Here is a 5,052-nt window from a genome sequence, read left to right on the forward strand (position 1 = left end):
GGGCAGCTCCACACGCTCGTGCAGGCCGGTGTCGTCCTCACCCTCGTCGGCAGCCCCAAAAAAACCGCCCCCCACCCCCGCCCCCGCTGGGTGCCCGCCACCCACGGAGGGGGGCCCCCCCCCCCCCCCCCAGTCGGTGGGGTGCGGATCGGTCAGTACGGGCGCTGCATGCGGCGGCGCCACCAGGCGAGGGCGGTGCCGATCAGCAGGATCCCGGCCGCGCCCGCGGCCGCCGAACCGGCGATCAGGACCGTGTTGTCGGTGCCGCCGGACGACGAGTTCGCCGGCTGCAGCGCGTCGCCGAGCTGGCTCTTCACATCCGCGCCACCGGTCGTGCCCTTGGCGAGCGCACCGCGCGAACCGGCCGTCGGCTGGGCCACGTACGGGAAGTACTTCTCGAACTTCTTGTCGTTCTTGTCGACCGCGTCGCCCAGGTCGTTCTTGGAGCCGACCAGTTCGCCCTCGACCACCTGGAGGGAGGCGTCGATCACGTCGTCCGTCAGCCGGCGTCCGTTCGGGAAGCCCGCGTTGTCACCGTCGAGGACACCGAGCCGCTTGGGGTGCATGCTCGGCGTGATGGAGGTGTTCAGGCGCAGTTCCTCCGACGGGCGCACGTACGGGGGCTGGTTGAGGCCCTTGACGCCCTTCAGGAACACGTCGACCAGGTCGTTGCGCGGCTCGGCCGGCGCCTTGATCTTGTAGATCCCCTCGATGAGCTTGGGCAGCTCGGGGTTGGTCACGTTCTTCAGGAACTGCGCGTCGTTCCACGGCGCGGACGCGTTGAACTTGTCCTTGTCCTTCTGCGGGTTGACGACCTCGTTGACCAGCGGGTTGCCGAGGCGCGAGACCTGCGAGTAGTAGCCCTGCGCGTTCCTGCGCTGCGTCGTCGACCAGATGCCGACGATCGGCTGCTTGGACGACTCGCGGATGAGGTCGTTCGGGACCTGGAGCGCGATCGTGTTGACGTTGTAGCCCTTGAGCGTGTCCCGGCCGACCTCGGTGAGGTTCCCGCCGTACAGCAGGTCGAAGACCCGCAGGTCCGCGAAGAAGGGGTCGTCGGCCTGGCCGGCGAAGGTCGCGGCGCCGCCCGCCGTCTTGTGGACGGCCTGCGAGCGCAGCTTGCCGTAGTCCGGCATGGACGCCTTGCCGACGTCCGACGGCGCCACCGGCACGTCGTCCGCGAGCCTGGTCTTCGACACGACGTGCTGGTTCTTCAGTTTGACCAGGTCTATGTCGTACGTCTGCGTGATGTTGAGGTCCGGGTCGTCGAGGCTGGTGACCGGACCAGTGTTGTAGAGGAAGGTGTTCTTGTTCTTCGTGTGCGTCTTGAAGGTGTAGCGGAAGAGCAACTCCCCCTGCGCGTCACCGTTGTTGTCGATGTGGATGTCGTACTGGGCGTCGTCCGCGAACGTGTAGAAGTTCGGACCGCCGGCCGGCTCCTCGAAGGGGATCCAGTTCGCCACGATCGTCGTCGTGTCCGGCTTGTCCGGGCTGACGAACGCGTACAGGTCCGTGTTGTCGTACTGCGGGGTGCCCGAGATGAGAGGGGCCTCCCTGTGGGAGGAGGCGGAGGCCGCCCCCGGTTCCAGCGTGGCCACGCCGGCGGCTGCGAGCCCCCCGGCGGCCAGCGCACCACAGATGAGCGTGACGAGGCCCTTGCGTCCCGTGCCGCTCCTGGAGAATAGAGGTGTCATGCCGTCCGTCCTCAGTCCCAACTTGCTTGACGGACGGGTATACGGAGCGAAGGACCGGATCGGATTGGTCCGACGGAAAAAATCTTTTCCGGTCCTCCGGCCCGCGTTTTCGGCGTTCTGATCCGTACCCCATCCGGAGGTGCGTTCGTTGCGAATGCCTGGTGTGAGGGGACGGTCCGGGTGCGGCAGGGGAGAGGGGGCCCAGGTGGAGGCGGACGAGCTACTGGTGCTCGTGGCGGGCGGTGACCAGAAGGCGTTCGAGGATCTGTACGGACTGGTGTCCGGTCCGGTGTTCGGGCTCGTGCGCCGCGTGGTGCGCGACCCCGCCCAGTCCGAGGAGGTGGCCCAGGAGGTGCTCCTCGAACTCTGGCGCTCCGCGGGCCGGTTCGACCCCGGCCGGGGCAGCGCGCTCTCCTGGATACTCACCCTCGCCCACCGCCGGGCCGTCGACCGGGTGCGCAGTGCGCGTGCCGCGGGCGAGCGCGAGCAGCGCGAGGCGATGCGCGCCGGGCTCCCCGCCTTCGACCAGGTGACCGAGGAGGTCGAGGCCGGACTGGAGCGCGAGTGGGTGCGCCGCTGCCTGGACCGGCTCACCGCGCTCCAGCGCCAGTCCGTCACCCTCGCCTACTACGACGGCTACACGTACCGTGAGGTGGCCGAGCGGCTGAAGCTGCCGCTGGGCACGGTGAAGACGAGGATGCGCGACGGACTGACCCGGCTGCGCGAGTGCCTGGGAGGCGTCGCATGAGCATCCTCGGCAAGCTGTTCCGCCGCGAGGACCTGCACTCGCTCGCCGCCCCCTACGCGCTGGACGCCCTCGACCCCGGCGAGCGGCGCCGCTTCGAGAAGCATCTCGCCGGCTGCGACCGCTGCGCCGCCGAGGTGCGGGCCCTGTCCGAGGACGCGGTGCGGCTCGCCTGGTCCACCGCCGCCCCGCCGCCGGTCGCCATGCGGGACCGGGTGCTGGCCGCCGTACGCGCGACTCCGCAGGAGCCCTTGCCCGCGCGTGAGCGCACCGCCCAACTGCCGCCGCACGTCTGGGGCACGCAGCCCGTGCCGGCACGCGCCCGTACGCCCCGTACGCGACCCCTGTTCGTCCCGTTCGCCACCGCCACCGCCGCGGCGGCGCTCGTCGTCGCCGGGCTGTTCGCGATACAGGCCGGCCGGACCCAGGACAGGCTCGACGCCGAGCGGGCGCAGGCGCGTGAGATCGCCCACGTTCTGGCGGCTCCCGACGTCCGCACGACCAGCAGCGAGGACGCGCGTGGCCGAAGTATCGGAGTGATTGCTTCCGCATCCGAGGGGCGGGCCGTCGTCACGCTGAGCGGATACGGGGACCCGCCCGGCGGGCGCGTGCACCAGCTCTGGCTCATGCGCCCCCATGTGCAACCGCGCTCCCTCGGTCTGTTCGAGGGTGACACGCCCTTGGTCGCGACCGGTCTCGGCAAGTCCTCGACGTCACTCGCAGTAACCGTCGAGCCTGACGGAGGGTCAACACAGCCCACCAGTCAGCCTGTTGTCCAACTCACCCTGAAATCAGTCGGATTCGGAGAGTAATCGTCAACCCCTTTACGGGGAAGGTGAATCCTGTGACCGCGATACACGCATGCCCGGTTGGGGCGATAGGGTTACCCTGCCCGGGCCGGGTGGACTCGTACGGGTGGGGAGTGACATGGAGCAGATAACAGTGCGCAGCAGGGCGAGGGTCCCTGCGATCACCTGCGGGAGCGGCGCGAGCAGTTCGCGCCTCGACCGTCATCTTTCGGTGCTGGCGGGTCCCGCCATACCGCAGCAGAAGACGGCCGAGGCGACTTCGCTGATGCTGGAGCTGACCGCGCGTGAGCCCGCACGGCGCAGTGACCGGGGTGCGCGGGTGAGCCGCGTCTCCCTCTTCGCACCGCTGCGTCGGCTGCGCCGTTCGCTGTTCGGCGGCAACAAGCACTGAGGGCCCGCGCTCAGGCGGCTACGCCGTCCCGGCGCAGCGCTGCGATCTCGTCGTCCGTCATCCCCACGGCACGCAGCAGCGCCCCGGTGTGCTGTCCGAGCGCGGGCACGTCCCCCATCCGCGCCTCGTCCCCGCCCGGCATGGTGATGGGTGGCAGCAGCGCCCGCAGTGGCCCGACCGGCGTCCCCACCTCCCGCCACCGCTCCCGGGCCGCCAGTTGCGGGTGCTCCGCCACTTCGTGCAGGTCCCTCAGGCGCGCGCACGCGATGCCCGCGCCCTCCAGCCGTGCCAGCGCCTCGTCGGTGTCCAGCGCGCCCAGCGCCGCGGCGACCAGCTCATCGGTCCGCTCCCGGCGGGCCACCCGCGCGGCGTTCGTCGCGTAGGCCGGGTCGGTCCCCAACTCGGGCTTCTCCATGACCTGTTCGGCCAGCCTTCGCCACTCCCGGTCGTTCTGCACCGAGAGCAGCACCCGCCCGCCGTCCGCCGTCGGATAGGCGTCGTACGGTGCGATGACGGCGTGCGCGAGACCGGTGCGCGCCGGGGCGGTTCCGCCGTGCATCGCATGGTGCAGGGGATGCCCCATCCACTCGGCGAGGGCCTCCAGCATCGACACCTCGACCGGTCCGCCGCGCCCGGTCGTCCCGCGCCGCACCAGCGCCGCCAGCACTCCGGAGAAGGCGTACATGGCCGCCGCGATGTCCGCCGCCGGGATACCGGCCTTCACCGGCTGCCCGGGCGTACCGGTCACCGAGACCAGCCCCGCCTCACACTGCACGAGCATGTCGTACGCCCGCTTGCCCGCGTACGGCCCGGACGCCCCGTACCCCGAGATGTCCACGGCGACCAGCCGCGGGTGCGCGGCGCACAGCGTCGCCGCGTCGAGCCCGAGCCGCGCGGCGGCCCCCTGCGCGAGGTTCTGCACGAACACGTCGGCGTCCGCGACCAGCCGCCGCACCACGTCCAGGCCGCGCGGGTCCTTGAGGTCGAGGGCGATGGACTCCTTGCCCCGGTTGCACCACACGAAGTGCGAGGCGAGACCGCCGGCGGCGGTGTCGTAGCCACGCGCGAAGTCGCCGCCGTCGATCCGCTCGACCTTGACGACGCGGGCGCCCAGGTCGGCCAGCTGCCGGGTCGCGAAGGGCGCTGCCACGGCCTGTTCGACGGCGACGACGGTGATGCCCTCCAGGGGCAGGGGGAGTCGGTCCATGGGGTGGATCATGACTCGCCGGTGCTGCCTTTGTCAGCAGGCGTCCACCGCATGTGACCTGGTGCTCAGCTCCCGCCGTCGGCGTAACGGCGGGAGTCGTCCGAAGGGAGGATCGACGGCGTGGTGACGACGTACGGCAGGCGGGTGCTCGATCCCGTGGGGGGGGGGGTGGGGGGGCGGGGGTTGCGGTGCCACGGGGGCGCCGA

5 protein-coding genes are annotated in these 5,052 nt (G+C 71.0%); 3 read left to right on the forward strand and 2 right to left on the reverse strand.

What is annotated here, in order from left to right:
* Nucleotides 1-152: 152 nt before the first annotated feature.
* On the reverse strand, nt 153-1,694 hold the full coding sequence (locus tag ACFW2E_RS41275) for a DUF4331 domain-containing protein (RefSeq protein WP_384475596.1): 1,542 nt from the start codon (nt 1,692-1,694) through the stop codon (nt 153-155).
* A gap of 205 nt (nt 1,695-1,899) precedes the next feature.
* On the opposite strand from ACFW2E_RS41275, the gene ACFW2E_RS41280 reads away from it, so the two are divergent.
* The 3 genes from ACFW2E_RS41280 (at nt 1,900) to ACFW2E_RS41290 (ending at nt 3,639) form a co-directional block, all read left to right on the forward strand.
* Nucleotides 1,900-2,442 carry a sigma-70 family RNA polymerase sigma factor gene (locus ACFW2E_RS41280; protein ID WP_384475599.1) on the forward strand — a complete coding sequence of 181 codons (543 nt, stop codon included), beginning with the start codon at nt 1,900-1,902 and terminating at the stop codon, nt 2,440-2,442.
* On the forward strand, nt 2,439-3,251 hold the full coding sequence (locus ACFW2E_RS41285; RefSeq protein ID WP_384475602.1) for an anti-sigma factor domain-containing protein: 813 nt from the start codon (nt 2,439-2,441) through the stop codon (nt 3,249-3,251). The genes ACFW2E_RS41280 and ACFW2E_RS41285 overlap by 4 nt, the downstream gene beginning before the upstream one ends.
* Nucleotides 3,252-3,366: 115 nt before the next feature.
* Nucleotides 3,367-3,639, forward strand: a complete 273-nt coding sequence (locus tag ACFW2E_RS41290; protein WP_384475605.1) for a hypothetical protein — start codon at nt 3,367-3,369, stop codon at nt 3,637-3,639.
* A 10-nt stretch (nt 3,640-3,649) separates the two neighbouring features.
* Here the strand turns inward: ACFW2E_RS41290 and ACFW2E_RS41295 are convergent, their stop codons facing one another.
* Nucleotides 3,650-4,846, reverse strand: coding sequence for a CaiB/BaiF CoA transferase family protein (locus ACFW2E_RS41295; RefSeq protein ID WP_384475608.1), 1,197 nt, complete (start codon nt 4,844-4,846; stop codon nt 3,650-3,652).
* Between the last annotated feature and the right edge of the window lie 206 nt (nt 4,847-5,052).

Source organism: Streptomyces sp. NPDC058964 (assembly GCF_042741275.1).
Classification (GTDB): Bacteria; Actinomycetota; Actinomycetes; order Streptomycetales; family Streptomycetaceae; genus Streptomyces.